Here is a 22,615-nt window from a genome sequence, read left to right as displayed (position 1 = left end):
GGACCCGGCTTCCTGTTCACCCGGCACTCGTCACTTCCAGAGGCCCCATGCAAGTCAACGAAAACGACCTGGACCTGGCAGCGAACGACCTAGGGCCGCTGGCATGGGTGCTGGACGAACTGCGCAAGTCGCTGGACACCGCATCCGCCGCCCTGCGCCGCTTCGTGCGCGACGCCAACCTCGCGCGCGGCTCCGACATGGCATCGGTCGACGACGGCCAGCTGCGGATTGCGCGCCAGCAACTGCACCAGGCCGTCGGCGCGCTGGAGATGGTGGGGATGGGTGCGCCCGCCCACATGCTGCGCGGCATGGAAGCGGCGGTGCAGAAATTCGTCGAGCGTCCCGAGCTGTGCAGCGAGGCCGCATCCGCCAAGCTGGAGCGGGCCGGGTTCGCGCTGACCGAATACCTCGAGGGCCTGTTGCTGGGCAAGCCGATTTCGGCCGTGGCCCTGTTTCCGCAATACCGCGACGTGCAGGAGCTGGCCGGTTCGGACCGGATCCATCCGGCCGACCTGTGGTCGCTGGACTTCCGCTGGACCGAGCCGCAGACGCCGGCCGTCGAACAGACGCTGGTCTACGACCCGGCCGTGCGCAAACGCATGGACCACGGCGTGCTGTCGCTGGTCAAGACCGGCGACGGCAAGGCCGCGCGCGACCTCGTCACGCTCAGCCTCGGCCTGGCCGCATCGCAGACCGTGCGCCAGCCCAAGGTGTTCTGGAAGATCGCGGCCGGCTATTTCGAGGCGCTGGCCCAGGGCCTGCTGCCGATGGACATCTACGTGAAGCGGGCGGCGTCGCGCATCCTGATGCAGTACGCCACCCTGGCCAAGGGGGACACCACGGTCTCGGACCGGCTGGCGCAGGACCTGGTGTTCTTCTGCTCGCAGGCCGTGCCGGCCCGCGCCGCCGATGCGCCGGCGCTGACGGCGGTGCGGCTGGCGTGGTCGCTGGCGCGCTTCAAGCCGGTGGACTACCAGACCAGCCAGTTCGGCCGCTTCGATCCGATGCTGCTGGCGCAGGCGCGCAAGCGCATCGCCACCGCCAAGGAGACGTGGTCGGGCCTGTCCGGCGGCGACGTCAACAAGCTCAAGAACGTCGCCGAGCAGTTCCACCTGGTGACGGATTCGCTGGTCAAGCTGCATCCGCCGAGCGAACCGCTGGCCAAGGCGCTCAACGCCGCGGTCGATGGCGTCGCCCGAGCGGCGCGCCCGCCGGGCGCCGAACTGGCGATGGAAGTCGCCACCGCCATCCTCTATCTCGAGGCGGCTTTCGAAGACCTGGACCCGACCGACTCGCAGCTGGCCGCGCGCACCGCGCACCTGGCGATGCGCCTGGACGGCGTGCGCCAGGGCGGGCAGGCGCAGCCGCTCGAAGCCTGGATGGAGGAGCTGTACCGCCGGGTGAGCGACCGCCAGACCATGGGCAGCGTGGTCGGCGAATTGCGCACCACCCTTGGCGAGCTCGAGAAACTGCTGGACAACTTCTTCCGCAACCCGCAGGACAAGGCGGGGCTGCGCGACGCGCCCACCCACCTGTCGCAGATGCGCGGCGTGCTGTCGGTGCTGGGCCTGGACCAGGCCTCGCAGGCCGTGCTGCGCATGCGCGAAGCGGTGGAGCAGATCCTGGTGGACGAAGTCGACGAGGAAAAGACCCGCGCTGCCGGCACCTTCGACAAGCTGGGCAACAACCTGGGCGCGCTCGGTTTCCTGATCGACATGCTCAATTACCAGCCGGCCCTGGCCAAGAAGCTGTTCGTCTACGACGACAGCACCGGCGAGCTGCGGCCGCTGATGGGCCGCGCCGCCCACAGCCTGGGCGAGGCGGATGCCGGCGTGTCGGTGAGCGACGACCTGCTGTCGCAGGAAGTGGCAGCCGTGGTCGGCGAGGCCGCTCCCGCGACCCCGGCCGAACTCAGCGCCAAGCTGGACACGCTGGCCGGCCACGCCGCGCTGGCCGGCCACACCGGCATGGCCAGCAGCGCGCGCGAGGCGTCCGCGGCGGTCACGGCGCAGGATTCGGGTGCCGCCACCGCGGCGCTCAGCGAGCTGGCCAAGACCGTCACCATGCAGGCCATTGCAGCCCCCGCCCCGGCCACCGCGGATGACGACTTCGAGGAAGAAGACCTGCAGGACATCTTCCTGGAGGAAGCGCGCGAGGTGGTGCAGAACGGGCTGGCCGCGCTCAAGACGCTGGAGGCCGATCCCTCGGACCTCAACGAGCTGACCACGCTGCGCCGCGCGTTCCACACGCTCAAGGGCAGTTCGCGGATGGTCGGCCTGACCGAGTTCGGCGAGGCCGGCTGGTCGATGGAACAGGTGCTCAATGCCTGGCTGGCGGAACAGAAGCCCGCCACCGAAGACATGCGCACCCTGGCCGCCGAAGCGATGCGGGGCTTCGGGCTCTGGGTGGAAGACATTGCCAAGGGCACGGACAGCCTGTGGAAGGCCAGCCACTTCCGCGTGGCGGCGGATGCGATGCGCACCGAGCAGCGGCTGGTGCCGCTGGTATTCCCCGGCAGCGCGCCGGCTGCCGCACCGGTGCCGGCGGTCGAGGCCGTCGAGGCGATGGAGATCCCGGCCGAGACCGCCGCCGCAGCCCAAGCTGTGGAAGCGGAGCTGCCGACCATCGAGCTGCCGCCGCCCCCGGCCGCCATCCCGGAGCCGGCCCCGCCGCCGGCGGTGGAAATCGAATTGCCGGAATTCAGTTTCGACGTCGCCCCGGAGCCTGCGCCAGCCGAACCGGTGGAGCAGGAGATGTCGGCCGACCTCGCGGCCGAATTCGCCTTCGACCTGGGCGAGCCTGCGATCGAAGCGCAACCGGCGGCGCAGCCGCCCGCCGAGATCGAGGCCATCGACCTGTCCGACCTGGCCGAGGCCTGGGAGGGTGCGCAGCGCGCCGAGCCGCCCCGCGACCTGGACCTGCCGCGCAACGATTTCTCGCTGTCCGGCCTGATGCCGGAACTGAGCGCCCTGCCAGAGGCCGCCGTCCCGATGGAAGAGACCGAGGCTGGGCTGGAGGACGAGCAGGTCAAGGTGATCGGCACGCTGCGCATCGGCATCCCGCTGTACAACGTCTATCTCAACGAGGCCGACGAATGGTCGCGCCGGCTCGAGACCGAAGTGTCCGAATGGGCACTGGAGCTCAACTCGCGCGTGCCCGATTCGACCGTGGGCCTGGCCCATGCGCTGGCCGGCAGTTCCGCCACCGTCGGTTTCGATGCCCTGTCGGACGTGGCCCGCGCCCTCGAGGACGCGCTGGGCAAGACCCAGTTGCTGGCCTACGGGACGCCCCAGCACGGCAAGGCGTTCACCGCCGCCGCCGAGGAAATCCGCCGCCTGCTGCACCAGTTCGCCGCCGGGTTCCTCAAGGAGCCGGAAGCAGGCGTGACCGAAGCGCTGCGCCGGCTGGAAGACCTGGACATTCCCAAGCGCGCCGAGATGCCCGACGAGGAGATCGTCCTGAGCGGCTTCGGCGACGTCGAGCCGGAAGCCCCCGCACCGGCGGCGCAAGCCCCCGCGCCGACACCGGCGCCGGCTCCGGCCGTCCCGCAGGAGCCGATCGCGCCGGCCGCCACCATGGTGCTGCCGCAGGTGGCCGCCGGGCCGATGCGCAACCTGGAAGACGAACACGACGCGATCGACGTCGCCGACGCCATCGACCCGGACCTGTTCCCGATCTTCGACGAAGAGGCGGGGGAGTTGCTGCCGCAGCTGGGCGGCGCGTTGCGCCAGTGGGTGGCACGCCCGGACAACCGGGGTGCGCGCGACGAAGTGCTGCGCGCCCTGCACACGCTCAAGGGCAGCGCACGGCTGGCCGGGGCGCTGCGGCTGGGCGAAATGTCGCACCGCATGGAGTCCGAGATCGAGGAGTTCGGCCTCGAGGGCGTGCAGCCCTCGGACCTGGAATCGCTGCTGCAGCGGCTCGACGCCCTGCAGGCCAACCTCGACCACCTGCGCGCCACCGGCGGTGCGCCGGCCGAGGCGCCCGAGGCGGCGCCGCTGGAAAGCGCGCCGGCTGCTGCAGCCGCCATGCCGGCCCAGGCCGAAGCGGCGCAGCCGGCGCCGGCCGCGGCTGCCCGCAACGTGATCGCCCTGCCCGCCGTGTCCACGCTGGCGCCGATCCGGCAGGCGGCCAACCAGCAGGTGCGGGTGCGCTCGCAACTGCTGGACCGGCTGGTCAACCAGGCCGGCGAGGTGATGATCACCCGCTCGCGGCTGGAGGCTGAACTCAAGCAGCTGCGCTCCTCGCTCACCGACCTGTCGGGCAACCTGGATCGCCTGCGCGCCCAGCTGCGCGACATCGAACTGCAGGCGGAATCGCAGATGCAGTCGCGGCTGGCGCAGGCCAAGGATTCGGCCGGCTTCGACCCGCTCGAATTCGACCGCTTCACCCGGGTGCAGGAACTGACGCGGATGATGGCGGAGTCGGTCAACGACGTGGCCACCGTGCAGCGCAACCTGCAGCGCACGGTGGAAGCGACGGAAGACGACCTGATCGCCCAGGCCCGCCAGACCCGCGAGCTGCAGCGCGACCTGCTGCGCACCCGCATGGTGGAGTTCGAGGGCATTTCGGACCGCCTCTACCGGGTGGTGCGCCAGGCCTCCAAGGAAACGGGCAAGCAGGTCAAGCTGGACATCACCGGCGGCTCGATCGAGATGGACCGCGGCGTGCTCGATCGCATGACGCCCGCCTTCGAGCACTTGCTGCGCAACTGCGTGGCGCACGGCATCGAAGACCCCGAGGTGCGCACCAAGGCCGGCAAGGAAGCGGCGGGCACGATCGTGATCGGCCTGAGCCATGAAGGCAACGACGTGTCGGTGCAGTTCGACGACGACGGCGCCGGCCTGAACATCGCCCGCATCCGCGAGAAGGCGATGCAGCAGGGAATGATCGCCCCCGGCCAGGAGATCAGCGACCAGGACGCCGCCAACCTGATCTTCATGCCCGGCTTCTCGACCGCCGCGCAGGTGACGGAGCTGTCCGGCCGCGGCATCGGCATGGACGTGGTGCGGTCCGAGGTCAATGCGCTGGGCGGGCGGATCGAAACCCGCACCCAGGCCGGCAAGGGCACCAGCTTCAAGCTGGTGCTGCCGCTGACCACGGCGGTGACGCAGGTGGTGATGATCCGCAGCGGCACCCTGTCGATCGGCGTTCCGGCCAACCTGGTGGAGCTGGTCAAGCGCGGCCCGGCCAAGGAGGTCCAGCAGGCCTACAACAGCGGCAGCTACGAATTCAACGGCGAGATGCTGCCGTTCTACTGGTCCGGCGCGCTGCTGCAGGCATCGCAGCGCAGCAACGAGCCGCAGGGCAAGACGCTGCCGGTGGTGATCTTCCGCAGCGCCGCCCAGCGCATCGCCGTCCACGTGGACGAAGTGCTGGGCAACCAGGAAGTGGTGGTCAAGAACCTCGGCCCGCAACTGGCGCGCCTGCCCGGCCTGGCCGGCATGACGGTGCTGGCCTCGGGCGCGGTGGTCCTGATCTACAACCCGGTGGCACTGAGCACGGTGTACGGCGAGCTGGCCCGCCAGCTCAGCGCCGACAATGCGCAACCGGAAGTGCTGGAGCAGGCCGGCCTGAGGCTGCCGGCCATGGCGCAAGCCGCGCCGCAGATTCCGCTGGTGCTGGTGGTGGACGATTCGATCACGGTGCGGCGGGTCACGCAGCGGCTGCTGGCGCGCGAAGGCTACCGGGTGGCGCTGGCGGCCGACGGCATCCAGGCGCTGGCCAAGCTGGCGGAAGAACGGCCGGCGGTGGTCCTGTCCGACATCGAGATGCCGCGCATGGACGGCTTCGACCTGGCCCGCAACATCCGCGGCGACGCCCGGCTGGCCAAGCTGCCGATCATCATGATCACCTCGCGCATCGCCGAAAAGCACCGCGAACACGCGCGCGAGCTCGGCGTCGACCACTACCTGGGCAAGCCCTACTCCGAAGAGGAGCTGCTCAGCCTGGTCAAGCATTACTGCAGCACGGTGGTGCCGGCCTGAGGCCGGCAGCCTCCGCACCGAAAGCGCCGCGTCAAGCGGCGTTTTTTTTCACCACCGAATAGCGCTGCAGGGTGCGCTCCCGCGCTTCGTCGTGCGCGACGATGGGCGCCGGATAGGTCTGGTCGAGCGTCACGCCGGCCGCCGCCAGTTCCACCGGGTTGGCGGTCCAGGGCGCATGCAGCACGTCCACCGGCAGGCCGGCCAGCTGCGGCAGGTACTTCAGGATGAAGCGGCCTTCCGGGTCGAACTTGCGGCTCTGGCTGACCGGGTTGAAGATCCGGAACCAGGGCTGGGCGTCGCAGCCGGTGGAGCTGGCCCATTGCCAGCCGCCGTTGTTGGACGCCAGCTCGTAGTCGTTCAGGTGCTCGGCGAAATAGCGCTCGCCGCGGCGCCAGTCCAGTCCCAGGTCCTTGGTCAGGAAGCTGGCGACCACCATCCGCAGCCGGTTGTGCATGTAGCCGCTCTGGTTGATCTGCGCCATGGCGGCGTCCACCAGCGGATAGCCGGTGCGGCCCTCGCACCACGCGGCAAACAGGGCGTCGGCCTGCTTGCCGTGGTCCCACTTGATGGCGTCGTAATCGCGCTTGAAGCTGTGGCTGCGGCCCTGCTCGTCGGCCACGTGCGGAAAGTTCGCCAGTACCTGGAAATAGAAGTCGCGCCAGATCAGCTCGCTGAGCCAGACCGCCGCGCCCGCGCTGCCGGCGGCCGCAAGCCGGTGCGCCGTGCCCGCCAGTTCGCGGATCGAGGCGGTGCCGAAGCGAAGGTGCACGCCCAGATAGCTCGGCCCCTTGACGGCGGGGTAGTCGCGGGTGTCCGCGTAGCGGTCGATCCGCTCCAGGAATTCGGCCAGCAGCTCGCGGGCGCCGCTGGCGCCGGTGGGCAGCTTCAGTTCTGCGAGGTTGGTCGGCTCGAAGCCGAGCGCCGGCAGGGAAGGCACCTCGGCCCGCAGCGCCGGCGGCCGCGCCGCCAGCGCGTCGGCGTAGGCCGGCACGGGATAGGGCTTGAAGTAGAACGCGTCGGCCTTGGCCAGCCAGGCGTTCTTGTACGGCGTGAACACGGCGTAGGGCTTGCCGGACTGCGTCAGCAGCTCGTGCCGTTCGAAGATCGCCTGGTCCTTGAAGGTGTGGAAGGCGATGCCGGCGTCCGCGAGCTCGCCGCGCACGTGCGCGTCGCGCGCCATCGCCTGCGGCTCGTAGTCGTGGTTGGCAAAGACCGACTGCACCTGCAGCTCGCGCGCCAGCCGCGGAATGTCCTGCAGGGCGGCGGCGTGGGCCACGATCAGGCCGGCGCCGTCGGCCCGCGCCAGCTGCCGCAGCGCCGCGTCCAGCTCCACCAGCGATTCGCGGATGAACTCCACCCGCCGGTCCCGGCGCGGCAGGCCGTCCAGGATGGCGCGGTCGAACACGAACGCGCAATGCAGCTGGCGGCACGACTTGAGCGCGTGGAACAGGGCGGCGTTGTCGGTCGTGCGCAGGTCGCGCCGAAACCACATCAAGCCAGCGGGATAGGTCTTTTCCATGGGCTCTAGTAAAATCAGATCATGCCTGCCGATGAGACCACCATCAACCTGACTCATCACTTCCTGATCGCCATGCCGGGGCTGGAGGACGAGGCATTCGCCAAGAGCGTGGTCTACCTGTGCGAGCACAGCGCCCGCGGCGCCCTCGGCCTGGTGATCAACAAACCCAGCGACATCGACCTCAAGGGCCTGTTCGACAAGGTGGAACTGCCGCTGCGGCGCCAGGACCTGGTGGGCATTCCGGTGTTCCACGGCGGCCCGGTGCAGACCGAGCGCGGCTTCGTGCTGCACGAGGCGGTGTTCGCCGGCGACGCGGCTCCCAGCGAGCCGGTCTATGCATCCACCATGACGATTCCCGGCGGGCTGGAGATGACCACCTCCAAGGACGTGCTGGAGGCGATGTCCACCGGCTCGGGGCCGCGCAAGGTCCTGGTCTCGCTGGGCTACTCGGCCTGGGGCGAGGGCCAGCTCGAATCGGAACTGGCGGAGAACAGCTGGCTCACCGTCGGCGCGGACCTGGCGGTGATCTTCGACACGCCGGTCGAACAGCGCTACGCCAAGGCGCTGTCGCTGCTGGGCCTCGAGGCCTGGATGCTGTCGCCGGATGCGGGGCACGCATGAGCCTTGCGGCCATGCCCGACGTCCCCGACCATCTCCAATCCTTTCTCGCATTTGATTTCGGGCTGAAGCGCACCGGCGTTGCCGTGGGCAACCGGATGCTGCGCACGGCCACCCCGCAGCCCACCATCCGGGCCGACGGCGACGCCCGGCTGGCACAGGTGGAGGCGCGCGTGCGCGAATGGCAGCCCGACGCGCTGGTGGTCGGCGTGCCGTTCCATCCCGACGGCGCCAGCCACGACAATACGGCGCGGGCGCAGAAATTCGCCCGCCAGCTGCGCGGCCGCACCCGGCTGCCGGTGTACGAGGTGGACGAGCGCTACAGCACCACCGAAGCGCTGGCCGACGGCGCCGCCGACCCCGATGCCGGCGCCGCCTGCATCATCCTGGAGCAATTCTTGAGGAGCCTGCCGTGAGTCCCCCCAGCCAACAGTCCAGCGGCGCCCTGATGCTGGACGCCGAAGCGCTGTACCGCGAACTCAAGCGCGGCGTGCAGCAGTTGCAGACGCCGCAGACGCGGCTGGTCGGCATCACCTCCGGCGGCGCCTGGCTGGCCGAACGGCTGCACAAGGACATGGGCCTGGCCGGCGCGGCCGGCGTGATCTCGTCGGCGATGCACCGCGACGACTTCGCCAAGCGCGGCCTGGCGGGCGCCGGCCAGCAGACGCAGCTGGCGTTCGACGTCAACGACGCCCACATCGTGCTGCTGGACGACGTGCTCTACACCGGCCGCACCATCCGCGCCGTGCTCAACGAGCTGTTCGACTACGGCCGCCCGGCCCAGGTGCAGCTGGCCGTGCTGGTCGACCGGGGCGGGCGCGAGCTGCCGGTGCAGGCCGACTTCGCCGCCGCCCGCGTGACGCTGCCGGCCTCGCAATCGCTGGAGCTGGCGCGCGACGACGCCGGCAAGTTCAGCTTCAAGGTCCAGAGTCAGTAGCAATGCTCTACAAGCGCAATCCCCAACTGAACAAGAATGGCGAGCTGATCCACCTGCTGTCGGTGGAAGGGCTGCCGCGCGACATCGTCACCCACATCCTGGACACCGCCTCCAGCTTCGCCAGCGTCAGCGACCGCGAGGTGAAGAAGGTGCCGCTGCTGCGCGGCAAGAGCGTGTTCAACCTGTTCTTCGAGAACTCCACCCGCACCCGCACCACCTTCGAGATAGCGGCGACGCGGCTGTCGGCCGACGTCATCAACCTGGACATCGCGCGCTCCTCGGCGTCCAAGGGCGAATCGCTGCTGGACACCATCGCCAACCTGTCGGCGATGGCAGCCGACCTGTTCGTGGTGCGCCACAGCGAATCGGGCGCGCCCTACCTGATCGCCCAGCACGTGGCGCCCCACGTGCACGTGATCAACGCCGGCGACGGCCGCCATGCGCATCCGACGCAGGGGCTGCTGGACATGTACACGATCCGCCACTACAAGAAGGACTTCTCCAACCTGACGGTGGCGATCGTCGGCGACGTGCTGCATTCGCGCGTGGCCCGCTCCGACATCCACGCGCTCACCATCCTGGGCTGCGCCGAAGTGCGCGTGGTCGGGCCCAAGACGCTGGTGCCCGCCGACATGGCGCAGATGGGCGTGCGGGTGTGCCACACGCTGGAGGAGGGCATCAAGGGCTGCGACGTGGTGATCATGCTCAGGCTGCAGAACGAGCGCATGAGCGGCGCGCTGCTGCCGTCGTCCCAGGAGTTCTTCAAGAATTTCGGCCTGACCGAGGAAAAGCTGCGGCTGGCCAAGCCGGACGCGATCGTGATGCACCCGGGGCCGATCAACCGCGGCGTCGAGATCGACTCCGCCGTGGTCGACGGCAAGCAGAGCGTCATCCTGCCGCAGGTGACCTTCGGCATCGCGGTGCGGATGGCGGTGATGAGCATCGTGGCGGGCAACGAAGCATGAAAATCCTGATCAAGAACGGCCGGGTGATCGATCCGGCCTCGGGCCTGGACGAGGTGTGCGACGTGGCGATCGCCGCCGGCCGCATCATCTCCCTCAAGCACATCGCCCCCGGCTTTTCCGCCAACCGGACGCTCGACGCCAGCGGCTGCATCGTCGCGCCCGGCCTGGTGGACCTGGCGGCGCGGCTGCGCGAACCGGGCCACGAGCACGAGGGCATGCTGGAAAGCGAGATGGCCGCGGCCGTCGCCGGCGGCGTCACCGCGCTGGTCTGCCCGCCGGACACCGATCCCGTGCTGGACGAGCCGGGGCTGGTGGAGATGCTCAAGATGCGCGCCGAGAAGCTGCACCAGGCCCGCGTGTTTCCGCTCGGCGCGCTGACCCGCAGCCTGGAGGGCGAGGTGCTGACCGAGATGGCGGAACTGACGGAAGCCGGCTGCGTCGGCTTCAGCCAGGCCGAGGTCCCGCTGGCCAACACGCAGGTGATGCAGCGGGCGCTGCTCTACGCCGCCACCTACGGCTACACCGTCTGGCTGCGCCCGCAGGAGCTGTACCTGGGCAAGGGCGTGGCCGCCAGCGGGGCGCTGGCGACGCGCCTGGGCCTGGCGGGCGTGCCGGTGGCGGCCGAGACGATCGCGCTGCACACCATCTTCGAGCTGATGAAGGCCACCGGCGCGCGCGTGCACCTGTGCCGCATCAGCAGCGCCGCCGGCGTCGACCTGGTGCGCCAGGCAAAGGTGGCCGGCCTGCCGGTGACGTGCGACGTCAGCATCAACTCGCTGCTGCTGACCGACAACGACATCGGCTTCTTCGACAGCCGCATGCGCCTGAACCCGCCGCTGCGCCAGCAGCGCGACCGCGACGTGCTGCAGCAGGGGCTGGCCGACGGCGCCATCGACGCGCTGGTGTCCGACCACACGCCGGTGGACGAAGACGCCAAGACGCTGCCGTTCGCCGAAGCGGAGCCGGGCGCCACCGGCCTGGAGCTGCTGCTGTCGCTGGCGCTGAAGTGGGGCCACGACAGCGGCGCCGGCATCCGGCGCGCATTGTCGGTGGTCACCAGCGACCCGGCACGGGTGCTGGGAAGCGCCCTGGGCACGCTGCAGGCCAGCGCCGGCCGGCTGGCCGACGGCGGCGTCGCCGACCTGTGCGTGTTCGACCCGCAGGCGATGTGGACGGTCGCGCCGGCCACCTTGCGCAGCCAGGGCAAGCACACGCCGTTCTCCGGCTACGAGCTTCCCGGCCGCGTGCGCTTCACGATCGCCGCCGGCCAGCTGGCGTTCGAAGCCCGGGACCGGACTTGACGCAATGAATTCCCTGCGGGCCGGCTGGCGGCTCGTCCGCGCGTTGCTGCACGCACTGGCCGGGTGGTGCACGATCGTCCTGCGTTTTCCCCGCATGAACGAGCCGCAGCGCGAAGCGGCGGTGCAGGCCTGGGCCCAGCGCATGCTGCAGGTGCTGGGCGTCGGGCTGCAGGTGCGCGGCACGGCGCCGGCGCGCGGCCCGCTGATGCTGGTGGCCAACCACATTTCCTGGCTGGACATCCTGGTGATGCACGCGGCCCGCCATTGCCGCTTCGTCGCCAAGAGCGACGTGCGGCACTGGCCGCTGATCGGCCGGCTGGCCACCGGCGGTGGCACCGTCTACATCGAGCGTGGATCGCGGCGCGATGCGATGCGGGTGGTGCACCGCATGGCGGACAGCCTGCGGGCCGGCGAGATCCTGGCGGTGTTCCCGGAGGGCACCACCAGCGACGGCGTCGCGCTGCTGCCCTTCCATGCCAACCTGGTGCAGGCGGCCATTTCCGCCGACGCCCCGGTGCTGCCGGTGGGCCTGAGCTTCGTCGACGCAGCGACCGGCCGGACCAGCCTGACGCCGTGCTACATCGGCGACGACACGCTGGTCGGCTCGCTCTGGCGCACGCTCAGCGGGCCGCCGCTGGCCGCGGTGGTGAGCTACGGAACGCCGCAGCGCTCGCAGGGCCGCGACCGCAGGGCGTGGGCGCGCGACCTGCGCGCTGCCGTCGAGGAATTGCGCCAGGATTGAGCGCCGGCCGCCTCAGGGTTCTTCGCTGGCGGCGTCCATGCGGATGAAGGGCGCCTTGCGATAGACCACTTCTCCGGTGGGAACGTGCACCACGCGGATTTCCTCGCCGTCGGCGCGGTTGAAGCTCTTGGCCGCCAGGGCCACTGCCAGCGCGCGGTCCTTGACCAGGTATTGCTCGCTCGCCGCCGCCGGCAGGAATCGGCTTCTCAGGGGTTGGCTGCTCTCGATACGGTAGTCGGCGGACATGGTTCACCTCTGTGCTTCGGTCTCGGGGTCGAGAACAAATAGTAGGCGGCGCCTAAGTCAACTCGGTGACGCGATGTGGCTTCCGCCGGTCACAGCGGTAACAAGCTGCAATGGTGCGGTGCGCAGCGCGCCGCGCGCTCAATCCGGGGAGTCGAGTTGCCCCATGTCGAATTCGTCGATGTCGCGACATTGAGTCGACGACAGCTCCGGGGCGCCGAGGTCGGCGATTGCGGACAGGTCGCTCTCGTCCACCGCCCACCGGGCCATGCGCAGGTACAAAACGGTCCCTTGCCGCGCGCCGAGGAACAGGTCGCCCAGTTCGGCGTCGGTGAGGGTTTCGGCGCCGAGCGCCTGCAGGATCTGCTCGCCGTGCGGATTGGTCTCGTGCTGGTGCAGCACCAGGAACTTGGTGTTCTCCCGCGTCATGAACGGCGCCGACAGCGCCCGGCGGGCCGGTTCGCGCGCCACGCCGGCGGACAGGTTTTCCAGGATCGCAGCCGCGCCCAGCCGCAGGAACGGCCGGCTGCCGACCACGCCCCTGAAGTAGCTGTGCCACAGCGTGACGTCGAACGGTTCCGGCAGCGGGCGGCGGCCGAACGCCAGCAGGTCGTTGGCTGCAACCAGGTAGTGCAGTTCCTCCTCGTTGGCGAATTCCGACAGGAAGCGGCGCAGCTTGCGCCGCTTGGCCAGCGCCGAATTGGCGGCGGCGGCGAAGAAGTAGGCCTGCACGTCCTTGGTCAGGTGGTATTGCATCGAGAGGTACCTGACGTACTGCTCGATGCTCACCGGCCCGGCGCGCAGGGCGGATTCCAGCAGCTGCGCGAACAGCGCCTGCGCCGCTGCGATCTGGGTCCGCAGGGGAGCGAGCTGGCCGCCCGCTTCGTTCGGCGTGGTCATTGGTGCGCCCGCAAGCCGTCACGCAAGCGTGATGCCGCTCCTGGAGTTCTGGAAGCCCGGCACGGAGGCGTGGATCGCCTTGCGCAGGGTGGCCAGTGCCGGGACGGGGGCCGGGCGGTGGTCGCGGAACGCCCGCTTCAGCACGAAGTAGTCGTGGAAGCTGGCTGCCTCGAGGCCCTCATGCGCGGGCAGGGTCTGCGCGATCGCGGCGATCGGCGAGCCGCACTGGCTGAAGTGGTCGACGTCGCGGAAGATCGCCACCATCGGCGTCTGCTGGCCGACGTAGGCATCCATGAAGGGGGAGCCGAACGGCCTGAACCCCATCCTCGTGTACAGCGGCACCAGTTCCGACGAGCAATGGAAGACCGCGCCCTCGGCTTGCTCGAAGCGCTCGCACCCGTACTGGATCATGCTCATGATCAGCCGGACGGCGTTGGTGCGGCCGCGCAGCGACTTGTCCACCATCAGCTTGGAGATGAATCCCAGCACCTTGGGCGAATGGCGCACCAGGTCGCCCAGCTCGAGGTGGGCGATGGCGGAACTCGGGATCGCCTCCGCGTAATGCATCCTGGCGTAGCCGACCAGCTTCCTGGCGCTGTTGCGCATGCAGAAATGAAAGGCGGCGTGGTCGTCGGCGTCGGGCAGGCGCTTCGCTTCGTGGTCGGCTGCCGGCAGCGGCTTGTGCTGCTCCGCAACATAGATCGAATAGCGGAAGCGCTCGATTTCCTCGATCTGCGCCAGGCCGTGGACGACTTCGAGCGAGTCGGGCTGCCAGATCGGCAAGCGCATGGCCCGGTCCGTTGCGGGGCGGACAGGGAAACGGCGGGCCGGCGAAGGGTGATTTGGGGCCATGTGACAGTTTGTACAGCCTGTAACATAAGGTGTCAACTCTGCACACTTGTAACCGAATGACTCGAAGGGTCAAGCTGTGGCATATGCACGGCGGCGCGGCGAGGATACGGGTTTACCCGTAGACGGGGTGGTCCCCTCGACAGGAATCGAACCTGTATCTGGCGCTTAGGAGGCACCCGTTCTATCCATTGAACTACGAGGAGAGTCGGGGATTGTAGTTGCCGCCCCGCCGGCGGCTACTTGCTCAGCAGCCGCATCGCGTCTTCCAGCCCCTTGAGCGTCAGCGGATACATGCGGTGGTTCACCAGTTGCTGGATCACGCTGATGCTCTGGCGGTATTGCCAGACGCCCTGGGGCTCCGGGTTGATCCAGGCGAACTTGGGAAAGGCATTGGTCAGGCGCTGCAGCCATTCGGCGCCCGCTTCCTCGTTGTTGTATTCCACGCTGCCGCCCGGCTGCAGGATCTCATAGGGGCTCATCGTGGCGTCGCCGACGAAGATCAGCTTGTAGTCCTTGTTGTACTTCCTGATGATGTCCCAGGTGGCGAACTTCTCGGAGAAGCGGCGCCGGTTGTTCTTCCACATGAAGTCGTAGACGCAGTTGTGGAAGTAATAGAACTCCAGGTGCTTGAATTCCGCCTTGGCCGCCGAGAACATCTCTTCCACCCGGTGGATGTGCTCGTCCATGGTGCCGCCGACGTCCATCAGCAGCAGCACCTTCACCTTGTTGTGCCGCTCCGGCACCATCTTGATGTCCAGGTAGCCGGCATTGGCGGCGGTCGACCTGATCGTGTCGTCCAGGTCCAGCTCGTCGGCCGCGCCCTCGCGCGCGAAGCGGCGCAGCCGGCGCATCGCCACCTTGATGTTGCGCGTGCCCAGCTCCTGGGTGTCGTCGTAATCCTTGTAGGCGCGCTGGTCCCAGACCTTCACCGCGCTCTTGTTGCGGCTCTTGTCCTGGCCGATGCGGATGCCCTGCGGGTTGACGCCGTAGGCGCCGAACGGGCTGGTGCCGCCGGTGCCGATCATCTTGCTGCCGCCCTCGTGCCGCTCCTTCTGCTCCTCGAAGCGCTTCTTGAGCGTCTCCATCAGCTCGTCCCAGCCCATCTTCTCGATCTTGGCCTTCTCCTCGGGCGACAGCTCCAGCTCGAGGTTCTTGCGCAGCCACTCCAGCGGGATGTCCTTGGTGAAGTCGGCGATCGTCTCCACGCCCTTGAAATAGGCGGCGAAGGCGCGGTCGAACTTGTCGTAATGCTTCTCGTCCTTCACCAGCGCGGTGCGGCTGAGGTAATAGAAGTCGTCGACGCCCCAGCCGTCGTCGTCGCCCATCGGGCCGACCACCCCCTCCTTGAGCGCCTCGATCAGCGTCAGGTATTCCTTGACCGAAACCGGCAGCTTGGCGCTGCGCAGGGTGTAGAAAAAGTCGATCAGCATGGCGTGATCTCCCGTTCAGCGCGGATCCGGGCGCGGCTTGGCCAGCAGGTACTGCAACTGGGCACGGCTCTCCGGCCATTCGCCGGCGGCCAGGCTGTACATCACCGTGTCGCGCACCGTGCCGTCGCGGCGCGGCGCGTGGTGGCGCAGCACGCCGTCCTTGCGCGCGCCCAGCCGCTCGATCGCCTGCTGGCTGGCGAAGTTGAAATTGTCGGTGCGCCATCCCACCAGCCGGGCGCCCAGCGTCTCGAAGGCATGGGTCAGCAGCAGCAGCTTGCAGCAGGTGTTGACGTGGCTGCGCTGCCAGCTCTTGCCGTACCAGGTGTAGCCGATCTCCAGCCGCTCGATCGCCGGCACGATGTCGTGATACCGGGTGCTGCCGATGATGGCGCCGCTGGCGATGTCGCGCACCACGAAGGGCAGCATGTGGCCCTGCTCGTAGCCCTTGAGCGCGGCGGCAACGTAGGCTGGCGCTTCGCCCGGCGCGGGCACCGAGGTGATCCGCAGTTTCCACAACTCGCCGTCGCGCGCCGCCGCCTCCAGCGCGGGAGCATGGTCGGCCGCCATCGGCTCCAGCCGCACCAGCGGCATCTGCAGCGTCACGGGCTCGGGCTTGCGCATCGCTATTTCCCCTTGCGCGAAGCGCGCCAGCGGCGCGCCAGCTGCACGCCGGCGCCGCCGCCCAGGCCCGCCAGCACGATGCCGCCGATGGCGCTGTCGCCGTAGCCGGCGGCCAGCGGGTCGAAGCCGAGCAGGCGCCCGACCACCCAGGCCACCAGCACGCCGGCGACGAAGCCGGCGGCGTCGGTCAGTCCTTCGATCAACAGGGGGTTCACGGCTCGCTCCTGCCCGCGGGCGTCAGCGGTTATGGCGCTGCATGAACACGAGCTTCTCGAACAGGGTCACGTCCTGTTCGTTCTTCAGCAGGGCGCCCACCAGCGGCGGCACGGCGACCTTGTCGTCCTTGCTCTGCAGGGCTTCCAGCGGAATGTCCTCGGCCACCAGCAGTTTGAGCCAGTCCAGCAGCTCCGAGGTGGAGGGCTTCTTCTTCAACCCGGGCAGGTTGCGCACGTCGTAGAAGGTCTTCATCGCGGCCGTGAGCAGGTCCTTCTTCAGGCCGGGGAAGTGCACGTCGACGATCAGCTTCATCGTCTCCGCGTCCGGGAACTTGATGTAGTGGAAGAAGCAGCGGCGCAGGAACGCGTCCGGCAGTTCCTTCTCGTTGTTCGAGGTGATGAACACCAGCGGCCGGTGCCTGGCCTTGATCAGCTCGCGCGTCTCGTAGACATAGAACTCCATGCGGTCGATCTCGCGCAGCAGGTCGTTCGGGAATTCGATGTCGGCCTTGTCGATCTCGTCGATCAGCAGCGCCACCGGCTGGTCGGCCGTGAAGGCTTGCCACAGCACGCCCTTGACGATGTAGTTGTGGATGTCCTTGACCCGCTGGCCGCCGTCGACGTCGGCCAGCTGCGAGTCGCGCAGCCGGCTGACGGCGTCGTATTCGTACAGGCCCTGCTGCGCCTTGGTGGTCGACTTGATGTGCCATTGCAGCAACGGCATGTCCAGCGCCTGCGCCACTTCTTCGGCCAGCATCGTCTTGCCGGTGCCGGGTTCGCCCTTGACCAGCAGCGGGCGCTTGAGGGTGATGGCGGCATTGACCGCCAGCATCAGGTCCTGCGTGGCGACGTAGTTCTGGGAACCTTGGAACTTCATGGGAGGATTCGAGGAAATGAGTCGAATGAGGGTGGCGCCGGACGCGCTGGATATAATCGAAGGTTGATTTTGACTTCTGAACCTTCACTGGATTGTGCTCGCAAAATGAACAAGTTGTTGACCACGCTTTTCGCCCTGGGTGTCGCTTGCGGGACCGGGTTGGCGCAAGCCCAGGCGCCGGCCGCCGCGCCGGCATCGGCCCAGGCTTCGGCGCCCGCAGCCGCCTCGGCGCCGGCAGCAGCACCGGCCGCGCCGGCCGCTCCCGCCATGGCAACGCCGGCCGGCGCCAAGTCGGTGGAAGCCAAGGTCGCGATGTGCGTCGGCTGCCACGGCATCAAGGGCTACCAGGCCAGCTTCCCCGAGGTGTACCGGGTGCCGATGATCTCGGGCCAGAGCGCCAAGTACATCGTCTCCGCGCTCACGGCCTACAAGCAGGGGGATCGCAAGCATCCCACCATGCGGGCCATCGCCGGTTCGCTGACCGAGCAGGACATCAACGACGTCGCCAATTTCTACGCCGCCAACGGGGTGGAAGCCGGCCAGCAGCTGCCCGAGAAACTGAGCAAGGAGCCGGACGCCCAGGTCGCCGCACTGATGAACAAGGCCCAGTGCGTGTCCTGCCACGGCGCCAACTTCTCCAAGCCGATCGACGTCTATCCCAAGATCGCCGGCCAGCACAAGGACTACCTGTTCGCCGCCCTGCGTGCCTACAAGTCGGAGAACAACCCGATCATGGGCCGCAACAACGCGGTGATGGGCGCGGTGGCCAAGCAGTTCTCGAACGCCGAACTGAAGGAACTGGCCGCCTACGTCAGCTCGCTGGACAGCGAACTCAAGACGGTCCCCGAGCGCCGCTTCCGCTGAGGCGCCTGGCGCCCCGTTCCACCAAAGCCCCGCGTCGCGGGGCTTTTTCGTTGCGGCTTCCTATGTCGTCGCGCGCCGCTGCACGCATTCCACATAGGCCTGGCCGTCCGGCGGGCGGCCGGCGCGCTGGCTTTCCCACAGCATCTGGCCCAGGCACTCCATCGCCTCATGGTGGGCCTCGTGCAGGGAACTGCGCCGGGCCGCCAGCAGTTCCACCGCCTGCCGGATGCCGCGCGGCTGGTCGATCGAGCACTGCTCGCTGATCGACAGGTGCATCGACAGGTGCAGGAAGGGATTGGTCTTGCCGTCGTCGCCCTGGTAGACCTTCGCCACGGCGGCGTCGCTGTCGGCCAGGTCGGGGTGGTACTCCGGATGCTCCTGCAGCCACTGGCCGGCCAGCGTCTCCAGGGCGTCCATCGGCTGCCCGGCCGCATCCTTGGCGTGGACCGAGCAGAAGAAGCGCCGCACATCGGCCTGGGATGGATTGAACATGGGAATTTGAGCGTAGCACGCGATGCCCTACAGTCGACACGCTGGGGCGCGGCCGGGGCCCAGCGATTTCGGGCAGGCCCGGCCAAGGAGCTCACCATGAACGCCATGAAGATCAGCGGCATTGTCCTCATCGTCCTGGGCCTCGCGGGATTTTTCACCGGGGGCTTCAGCTTCATGCAGGAGACCACCAAGGCGCAGATCGGGCCGATCCAGCTCAATGTCAAGGAGAAGAAGGACGTCGGCATCCCCGAGTGGCTCAGCATCGGCGCGGTGGTGCTGGGCGGCGTGCTGCTGGTGATGGGCTTTCGCAAGGCCTGAGGACTTGGGGGACAGACCTTTGGCTCTGTCCCCAACTGGTTCAAGCTGCTGCGGCGGCCGCGCGATAATCGGCGCGACTTGGCAAGGACCTGATTCATGATCGACAAAATCGCCGCCTCGGTGGCCGACGCGCTCGCCGGCGTCCGGGACGGCTCCACGGTGCTGATCGGCGGCTTCGGCACCGCCGGCATTCCCAACGAACTGATCGAGGGCCTGATCGCGCAGGGCGCGAAGGACCTGACGGTGGTCAACAACAACGCCGGCAACGGCGACACCGGGCTGGCGGCGCTGCTCAAGACCGGGCGGGTGCGCAAGATCGTCTGCAGCTTTCCGCGCCAGGCCGACAGCCACGTGTTCGACGGCCTGTACCGCAGCGGGAAGATCGAGCTGGAGCTGGTGCCCCAGGGCAACCTGGCGGAGCGCATCCGCGCCGCCGGCGCCGGCATCGGCGCCTTCTTCACGCCCACCGGCTACGGCACCGAGCTGGCCAAGGGCAAGGAAACGCGCGAGATCAACGGCCGCCAGTACGTGCTGGAACACCCGATCCACGGCGACGTCGCCCTGATCAAGGCCGAGCGCGGCGACCGCTGGGGCAACCTGATGTTCCGCAAGGCGGCACGCAACTTCGGCCCGGTGATGGCGATGGGCGCGAAGATGACCATCGCCTCGGTCCACGAGATCGCCGACCTCGGCCAGCTGGAGCCGGAGGCGGTGGTCACGCCAGGCATCTTCGTCAGCAGGATCGTGAAGATCGAACGGGTTGCCACCCAAGGTGGAGGCTTCAAGGCATGACTTACACCAGACGCAGCAAAGAGCAGTTGGCCCAGCGCGTGGCCCGCGACATCCACGACGGCGCCTATGTGAACCTGGGGATCGGCATGCCCACCCTGGTGGCCAACCACCTGCCGCAGGGCATCGAGGTGGTGCTGCACAGCGAGAACGGCATCCTGGGCATGGGACCGGCGCCGGCCCAGGGCCAGGAAGACTACGACCTGATCAACGCCGGCAAGCAGCCGGTCACGCTGCTGCCGGGCGGCAGCTACTTCCACCACGCCGACAGCTTCGCCATGATGCGCGGCGGCCACCTGGACATCTGCGTGCTGGGCGCGTTCCAGGTCTCCGCCAGCGGCGACCTGGCCAACTGGCACACCGGAGAAAAGGACGCCATCCCCGCCGTCGGCGGCGCGATGGACCTGGCCATCGGCGCCAAGCAGACCTGGGTGATGATGGACCTGCTGACCAAGCAGGGCCAGAGCAAGGTGGTGGAACGCTGCACCTATCCGCTGACCGGCATCGCCTGCGTCAAGCGCATCTACTCGGACCTGGCCACCCTCGAATGCACGCCGCGCGGCCTGAAGCTGATCGACATGGTCGACGGCCTGGCCCACGCCGAACTGGAACAACTCGTCGGCCTGCCGATCGCGGCCGCAACCGGAGACAGGACATGACCCGCCAGGCCTTCATCTGCGACGCCATCCGCACCCCCTTCGGCCGCTACGGCGGCGCGCTGTCGTCGATCCGCACCGACGACCTGGGCGCGATCCCGATCGCCGCGCTGATGGCGCGCAATCCCAAGGTCGACTGGCAGGCCGTCACCGACGTCCTGTTCGGTTGCGCCAACCAGGCCGGCGAGGACAACCGCAACGTCGCCCACATGGCATCGCTGCTGGCCGGCCTGCCGATCGACGTGCCCGGTGCCACCATCAACCGGCTGTGCGGCTCGGGCCTGGACGCGGTGGGCAGCGCCGCGCGCGCCATCAAGGCCGGCGAGGCGACGCTGATGATCGCCGGCGGGGTGGAGAGCATGAGCCGCGCGCCCTTCGTGATGCCCAAGGCGGAGAGCGCCTTCTCGCGCGCCAACGCCGTCTACGACACCACCATCGGCTGGCGCTTCGTCAACAAGAAGATGAAGGAGCTGTACGGCGTGGACTCGATGCCGGAGACGGCCGAGAACGTCGCCGCCGAGCACAAGATCGGCCGCGAGGCGCAGGACAAGATGGCGCTGGCCTCGCAGCTCAAGGCGGTGGCGGCGCAGAAGGCGGGCTTCTTCGATGGCGAGATCACCCCGGTCACCATCGCGCAGAAGAAGGGCGATGCCATCGTCGTCGGCAAGGACGAGCATCCGCGCGAAACCACGATGGAGTCGCTGGCCAAGCTCAAGGGCGTGGTCAAGCCTGACGGCAGCGTGACCGCCGGCAATGCCAGCGGCGTCAACGACGGCGCCTGCGCCCTGCTGCTGGCCGACGAGGCGACGGCGGCGAAGAACGGCCTGACGCCGCGGGCCCGCATCGTCGGCATGGCCACGGCCGGCGTGGCGCCCCGCGTGATGGGCATCGGCCCGGCGCCGGCGACGCAGAAGGTGCTGGCGCTGACCGGCCTGACGCTGGCCCAGATGGACGTGATCGAGCTCAACGAAGCGTTCGCGGCCCAGGGCCTGGCGGTGCTGCGCCTGCTGGGGCTGCAGGACGACGACCCGCGGGTCAACCCGAACGGCGGCGCGATCGCGCTGGGCCACCCGCTGGGCGCCTCGGGCGCGCGGCTGGCGACCACGGCCGTCAACCAGCTGCACCGAAGCGGCGGCCGCTACGCGCTGTGCACCATGTGCATCGGCGTCGGCCAGGGCATCGCGGTGGTGCTCGAACGGGTCTGAGCGGCCGCTTGTTCCAGCCCACGGAAAACTGATTTTCTGGGGCGGCGCTTGCCAGCGCCGGGCGCGCGTTTCACACTGCGGCAACGTCGCAGAGATTTACCGCACAGGACCCGAACAAGATGGCAAACAGCATTGGATGGATCGGCCTCGGCCGCATGGGCGAGGCCATGGTCAAGCGCCTGACGAAGGCCGGCCATGGCGTCAGCGTCTGGAACCGCACCCGCAGCAAGGCCGAGCCGCTGGCCGAATACGGCGCCACCATCGCCGCCAGCAAGCAGGACCTGGCCGGACTGGACATGGTCTTCACCATGGTCTCGACCACCGACGACCTCAAGCAGGTGCTGTTCGACGAGGGCGGCCTGGTGGCCGGCAGCAGGAAGCCGAAAGTCGTCATCGACAGCTCGTCGATCTCGCAGGAAGGCTCCGCCGAGATCCGCCAGCGGCTGGAGGCGATGGGCGTGGGCTACCTGTGCACGCCGGTGTCGGGCAACGCCAAGGTGGCCAAGGCCGGCAAGCTGCTGATGGTGTCCTCCGGCCCGAAGGCGCTGTATGACCAGGCGCAGCCCTACCTGCAGGCGATGGCGCGCAAGGTGATGTGGGTGGGCGAGGGCGAGCTGGCCCGGGTCTGGAAGATCGCGCACAACACCATGTTCGGCGTGGTCATCCAGAACCTGTGCGAGATCACGGTGCTGGCCGAGAAGGCCGGCATCCCGCGCCACGTGTTTCTCGAGAGCATCAACGATTCGGTGCTCGGCTCGATGTACACCAGGTACAAGACGCCGATGCTGTCCAACCTCACTTTCGACCAGGTCACCTTCACGCCCAAGCTGCTGCTCAAGGACATGGACCTGGGGCTGGGCGCCGCCAAGGCGCACGGCGTGGCGATGCCGGTGGCGGCGGCGACCCGCGAATCGGTGGCGCGCATGGTGGGCCGCGGCTACGACGACATCGACTTCGCCGTGCTGCTGGTGGAGACGGCGAAGGACGCCGGGCTGGAGCTCAAGCCCGACAACGTGAAGATAAGCGACGGGTTGGAAGACAAGCAATGAAACCGTTCGCCCTGAGCTTGTCGAAGGGCTCGCGT

At 68.6% G+C, this 22,615-nt stretch carries 22 protein-coding genes and 1 tRNA gene; 13 read left to right on the top strand and 10 right to left on the bottom strand.

What is annotated here, in order from left to right:
• Positions 1-47: 47 nt before the first annotated feature.
• The gene (locus ACFPOE_RS00890; RefSeq protein ID WP_376848107.1) at positions 48-5,987 is read left to right on the top strand and encodes an Hpt domain-containing protein; all 5,940 of its coding nucleotides are present in this window, start codon (positions 48-50) and stop codon (positions 5,985-5,987) included.
• A gap of 31 nt (positions 5,988-6,018) precedes the next feature.
• On the opposite strand, the gene ACFPOE_RS00885 is transcribed toward ACFPOE_RS00890, so the two are convergent.
• Positions 6,019-7,506 (bottom strand): cryptochrome/photolyase family protein, encoded by a 1,488-nt coding sequence (locus tag ACFPOE_RS00885; RefSeq protein WP_376848106.1) that lies wholly within the window; start codon positions 7,504-7,506, stop codon positions 6,019-6,021.
• 21 nt (positions 7,507-7,527) lie between these two features.
• Between ACFPOE_RS00885 and ACFPOE_RS00880 the strand changes: the two genes are divergently transcribed.
• From ACFPOE_RS00880 to ACFPOE_RS00855, 6 genes are read left to right on the top strand one after another with little or no spacing between them, the layout of a single operon-like run.
• Positions 7,528-8,127 (top strand): YqgE/AlgH family protein, encoded by a 600-nt coding sequence (locus ACFPOE_RS00880; protein ID WP_376848105.1) that lies wholly within the window; start codon positions 7,528-7,530, stop codon positions 8,125-8,127.
• The gene (ruvX, locus tag ACFPOE_RS00875; protein ID WP_376848104.1) at positions 8,124-8,540 is read left to right on the top strand and encodes a Holliday junction resolvase RuvX; all 417 of its coding nucleotides are present in this window, start codon (positions 8,124-8,126) and stop codon (positions 8,538-8,540) included. The genes ACFPOE_RS00880 and ruvX overlap by 4 nt, the downstream gene beginning before the upstream one ends.
• Before the next feature lie 32 nt (positions 8,541-8,572).
• Positions 8,573-9,061, top strand: a complete 489-nt coding sequence (pyrR, locus tag ACFPOE_RS00870) for a bifunctional pyr operon transcriptional regulator/uracil phosphoribosyltransferase PyrR (protein WP_376848781.1) — start codon at positions 8,573-8,575, stop codon at positions 9,059-9,061.
• Between the two features lie 2 nt (positions 9,062-9,063).
• Positions 9,064-10,026 (top strand): aspartate carbamoyltransferase catalytic subunit, encoded by a 963-nt coding sequence (locus ACFPOE_RS00865; RefSeq protein WP_376848103.1) that lies wholly within the window; start codon positions 9,064-9,066, stop codon positions 10,024-10,026.
• Positions 10,023-11,327 carry a dihydroorotase gene (locus ACFPOE_RS00860; protein ID WP_376848102.1) on the top strand — a complete coding sequence of 435 codons (1,305 nt, stop codon included), beginning with the start codon at positions 10,023-10,025 and terminating at the stop codon, positions 11,325-11,327. Before ACFPOE_RS00865 ends, ACFPOE_RS00860 begins: the two co-directional genes overlap by 4 nt.
• Positions 11,328-11,331: 4 nt before the next feature.
• Complete coding sequence (locus ACFPOE_RS00855) at positions 11,332-12,069, top strand: lysophospholipid acyltransferase family protein (RefSeq protein WP_376848101.1); 738 nt, start codon at positions 11,332-11,334, stop codon at positions 12,067-12,069.
• 12 nt (positions 12,070-12,081) lie between these two features.
• Here the strand turns inward: ACFPOE_RS00855 and ACFPOE_RS00850 are convergent, their stop codons facing one another.
• The 8 genes from ACFPOE_RS00850 to ACFPOE_RS00815 form a co-directional block, all read right to left on the bottom strand.
• Positions 12,082-12,315 (bottom strand): hypothetical protein, encoded by a 234-nt coding sequence (locus ACFPOE_RS00850; RefSeq protein ID WP_376848100.1) that lies wholly within the window; start codon positions 12,313-12,315, stop codon positions 12,082-12,084.
• Between the two features lie 138 nt (positions 12,316-12,453).
• Entirely contained in the window at positions 12,454-13,212 is a 759-nt protein-coding gene (locus ACFPOE_RS00845; RefSeq protein WP_376848099.1) for an iron-containing redox enzyme family protein, read from the bottom strand.
• An 18-nt stretch (positions 13,213-13,230) separates the two neighbouring features.
• Complete coding sequence (locus ACFPOE_RS00840; protein ID WP_376848098.1) at positions 13,231-14,001, bottom strand: N-acyl amino acid synthase FeeM domain-containing protein; 771 nt, start codon at positions 13,999-14,001, stop codon at positions 13,231-13,233.
• A gap of 191 nt (positions 14,002-14,192) precedes the next feature.
• Positions 14,193-14,267, bottom strand: a tRNA-Arg gene (locus tag ACFPOE_RS00835).
• 33 nt (positions 14,268-14,300) lie between these two features.
• The gene (locus tag ACFPOE_RS00830) at positions 14,301-15,494 is read right to left on the bottom strand and encodes a vWA domain-containing protein (protein WP_376848097.1); all 1,194 of its coding nucleotides are present in this window, start codon (positions 15,492-15,494) and stop codon (positions 14,301-14,303) included.
• A gap of 15 nt (positions 15,495-15,509) precedes the next feature.
• Positions 15,510-16,115 (bottom strand): GNAT family N-acetyltransferase, encoded by a 606-nt coding sequence (locus ACFPOE_RS00825; RefSeq protein ID WP_376848096.1) that lies wholly within the window; start codon positions 16,113-16,115, stop codon positions 15,510-15,512.
• 2 nt (positions 16,116-16,117) lie between these two features.
• Complete coding sequence (locus ACFPOE_RS00820) at positions 16,118-16,330, bottom strand: hypothetical protein (protein WP_376848095.1); 213 nt, start codon at positions 16,328-16,330, stop codon at positions 16,118-16,120.
• Between the two features lie 22 nt (positions 16,331-16,352).
• Entirely contained in the window at positions 16,353-17,207 is an 855-nt protein-coding gene (locus ACFPOE_RS00815) for an AAA family ATPase (RefSeq protein WP_376848094.1), read from the bottom strand.
• A gap of 267 nt (positions 17,208-17,474) precedes the next feature.
• Here ACFPOE_RS00815 and ACFPOE_RS00810 point away from each other — a divergent pair, with 267 nt between their 5' ends.
• A complete protein-coding gene (locus tag ACFPOE_RS00810) occupies positions 17,475-18,071 on the top strand; it encodes a c-type cytochrome (RefSeq protein WP_376848780.1) in 597 nt (198 codons plus the stop codon).
• 60 nt (positions 18,072-18,131) lie between these two features.
• Here the strand turns inward: ACFPOE_RS00810 and ACFPOE_RS00805 are convergent, their stop codons facing one another.
• Positions 18,132-18,563: a DUF1841 family protein gene (locus tag ACFPOE_RS00805; RefSeq protein ID WP_376848093.1), complete on the bottom strand. Its 432-nt coding sequence runs from the start codon at positions 18,561-18,563 to the stop codon at positions 18,132-18,134.
• Positions 18,564-18,659: 96 nt separating this feature from the next.
• Between ACFPOE_RS00805 and ACFPOE_RS00800 the strand changes: the two genes are divergently transcribed.
• The 5 genes from ACFPOE_RS00800 (at position 18,660) to ACFPOE_RS00780 (ending at position 22,580) form a co-directional block, all read left to right on the top strand.
• Positions 18,660-18,881 carry a hypothetical protein gene (locus ACFPOE_RS00800; RefSeq protein ID WP_376848092.1) on the top strand — a complete coding sequence of 74 codons (222 nt, stop codon included), beginning with the start codon at positions 18,660-18,662 and terminating at the stop codon, positions 18,879-18,881.
• Positions 18,882-18,977: 96 nt separating this feature from the next.
• Positions 18,978-19,673: a 3-oxoacid CoA-transferase subunit A gene (locus tag ACFPOE_RS00795; RefSeq protein WP_376848091.1), complete on the top strand. Its 696-nt coding sequence runs from the start codon at positions 18,978-18,980 to the stop codon at positions 19,671-19,673.
• Complete coding sequence (locus ACFPOE_RS00790) at positions 19,670-20,329, top strand: 3-oxoacid CoA-transferase subunit B (protein ID WP_376848090.1); 660 nt, start codon at positions 19,670-19,672, stop codon at positions 20,327-20,329. Before ACFPOE_RS00795 ends, ACFPOE_RS00790 begins: the two co-directional genes overlap by 4 nt.
• The gene (gene pcaF, locus ACFPOE_RS00785; RefSeq protein ID WP_376848089.1) at positions 20,326-21,531 is read left to right on the top strand and encodes a 3-oxoadipyl-CoA thiolase; all 1,206 of its coding nucleotides are present in this window, start codon (positions 20,326-20,328) and stop codon (positions 21,529-21,531) included. The genes ACFPOE_RS00790 and pcaF overlap by 4 nt, the downstream gene beginning before the upstream one ends.
• Before the next feature lie 119 nt (positions 21,532-21,650).
• Complete coding sequence (locus ACFPOE_RS00780; protein WP_376848088.1) at positions 21,651-22,580, top strand: NAD(P)-dependent oxidoreductase; 930 nt, start codon at positions 21,651-21,653, stop codon at positions 22,578-22,580.
• The last annotated feature ends 35 nt before the right edge of the window (positions 22,581-22,615 follow it).

Origin of the sequence: Caenimonas terrae (assembly GCF_042655405.1) — a bacterium.
In the GTDB taxonomy this organism is placed as follows: domain Bacteria; phylum Pseudomonadota; class Gammaproteobacteria; order Burkholderiales; family Burkholderiaceae_C; genus Ramlibacter; species Ramlibacter terrae_A.
Note: the sequence above shows the minus strand (reverse complement) of the source record. Positions and strands in the feature narration are given on the sequence as shown.

Coding starts and splice junctions, on each gene's coding strand:
- ACFPOE_RS00890 (WP_376848107.1), top strand. CDS start 48: ATGCAAGTCAACGAAAACGACCTGGACCTGGCAGCGAACGACCTAGGG.
- ACFPOE_RS00885 (WP_376848106.1), bottom strand. CDS start 7,506: ATGGAAAAGACCTATCCCGCTGGCTTGATGTGGTTTCGGCGCGACCTG.
- ACFPOE_RS00880 (WP_376848105.1), top strand. CDS start 7,528: ATGCCTGCCGATGAGACCACCATCAACCTGACTCATCACTTCCTGATC.
- ruvX (WP_376848104.1), top strand. CDS start 8,124: ATGAGCCTTGCGGCCATGCCCGACGTCCCCGACCATCTCCAATCCTTT.
- pyrR (WP_376848781.1), top strand. CDS start 8,573: ATGCTGGACGCCGAAGCGCTGTACCGCGAACTCAAGCGCGGCGTGCAG.
- ACFPOE_RS00865 (WP_376848103.1), top strand. CDS start 9,064: ATGCTCTACAAGCGCAATCCCCAACTGAACAAGAATGGCGAGCTGATC.
- ACFPOE_RS00860 (WP_376848102.1), top strand. CDS start 10,023: ATGAAAATCCTGATCAAGAACGGCCGGGTGATCGATCCGGCCTCGGGC.
- ACFPOE_RS00855 (WP_376848101.1), top strand. CDS start 11,332: ATGAATTCCCTGCGGGCCGGCTGGCGGCTCGTCCGCGCGTTGCTGCAC.
- ACFPOE_RS00850 (WP_376848100.1), bottom strand. CDS start 12,315: ATGTCCGCCGACTACCGTATCGAGAGCAGCCAACCCCTGAGAAGCCGA.
- ACFPOE_RS00845 (WP_376848099.1), bottom strand. CDS start 13,212: ATGACCACGCCGAACGAAGCGGGCGGCCAGCTCGCTCCCCTGCGGACC.
- ACFPOE_RS00840 (WP_376848098.1), bottom strand. CDS start 14,001: ATGCGCTTGCCGATCTGGCAGCCCGACTCGCTCGAAGTCGTCCACGGC.
- ACFPOE_RS00830 (WP_376848097.1), bottom strand. CDS start 15,494: ATGCTGATCGACTTTTTCTACACCCTGCGCAGCGCCAAGCTGCCGGTT.
- ACFPOE_RS00825 (WP_376848096.1), bottom strand. CDS start 16,115: ATGCGCAAGCCCGAGCCCGTGACGCTGCAGATGCCGCTGGTGCGGCTG.
- ACFPOE_RS00815 (WP_376848094.1), bottom strand. CDS start 17,207: ATGAAGTTCCAAGGTTCCCAGAACTACGTCGCCACGCAGGACCTGATG.
- ACFPOE_RS00810 (WP_376848780.1), top strand. CDS start 17,475: ATGGCAACGCCGGCCGGCGCCAAGTCGGTGGAAGCCAAGGTCGCGATG.
- ACFPOE_RS00805 (WP_376848093.1), bottom strand. CDS start 18,563: ATGTTCAATCCATCCCAGGCCGATGTGCGGCGCTTCTTCTGCTCGGTC.
- ACFPOE_RS00800 (WP_376848092.1), top strand. CDS start 18,660: ATGAACGCCATGAAGATCAGCGGCATTGTCCTCATCGTCCTGGGCCTC.
- ACFPOE_RS00795 (WP_376848091.1), top strand. CDS start 18,978: ATGATCGACAAAATCGCCGCCTCGGTGGCCGACGCGCTCGCCGGCGTC.
- ACFPOE_RS00790 (WP_376848090.1), top strand. CDS start 19,670: ATGACTTACACCAGACGCAGCAAAGAGCAGTTGGCCCAGCGCGTGGCC.
- pcaF (WP_376848089.1), top strand. CDS start 20,326: ATGACCCGCCAGGCCTTCATCTGCGACGCCATCCGCACCCCCTTCGGC.
- ACFPOE_RS00780 (WP_376848088.1), top strand. CDS start 21,651: ATGGCAAACAGCATTGGATGGATCGGCCTCGGCCGCATGGGCGAGGCC.